This window comes from Alcanivorax sp. HI0083 (assembly GCF_001635175.1).
The window spans coordinates 1-701 of record NZ_LWFX01000593.1 but is presented as its reverse complement, the minus strand read 5'-3'; the positions used below and the strand labels follow the sequence as shown (position 1 = coordinate 701).

The following is a 701-nucleotide window of genomic DNA, read 5'->3' as shown; positions in this document are numbered from 1 at the left end:
AGTTTGGCATTCAGCTCCGACAGTTTCCGGGTACGCTCCGAGACCATCTGCTCCAGATTTTCATTGATCTGGCGAAGTGCTTTTTCATCGTGTTTGCGTTCGGTGATGTCCATATACGTACTGACAAAACCGCCGCCCACCATAGGCGTGCCACGCACCTCCACCACGATGCCATTGGGCAGTTCCCGCTCGAACTGATGCGCATACCCTTCGCGTAATAATTGCACCCGCCGCGTCACGTTTTCTTCCATATTTTCGCCGTCGTAATAACCCCGTTCGGCGTTATAGCGATACACATCGGCGATGGAGCGCCCCAACCGAATCAACCCGTCCGGATAATCAAACAGCTTTACGTAGGCCTGATTCCAGGCCACCACCTGCATATCCCGGTCCACCACGCAGATGCCCTGGCTAATGGTTTCAATGGTGGTGCGCAGCAACTGATGGTTGAACTGAATCAGCTCGGAGGCTTCGTCCATCATCCGCACCACATCATCGTGGCGGCCATTCTGTTTGCGCAGCAACGAACTCATCACAATGCGTGCGGTGGAGGCCCCCATGGTGCCCGCCAGCAGCCGCTCCACATATCGCACCAGATGCAGGGGCGCCGGCAATTCCAATTCTTCCGACACCCCACGCCGGCGCATGTAATCGAAGAACAAAGGTTCCGCCCGTGGATGTCCCAACCCGCGCTTGCAGAC

1 protein-coding gene is annotated in these 701 nt (G+C 56.5%); it reads right to left on the bottom strand.

Annotated features, from left to right (window positions below; all coding sequences use genetic code 11):
• Window positions 1–662: PAS-domain containing protein (locus tag A3754_RS06000; RefSeq protein ID WP_231880509.1), on the bottom strand; the 662-nt coding region annotated here is incomplete at its 3' end.
• Between the last annotated feature and the right edge of the window lie 39 nt (window positions 663–701).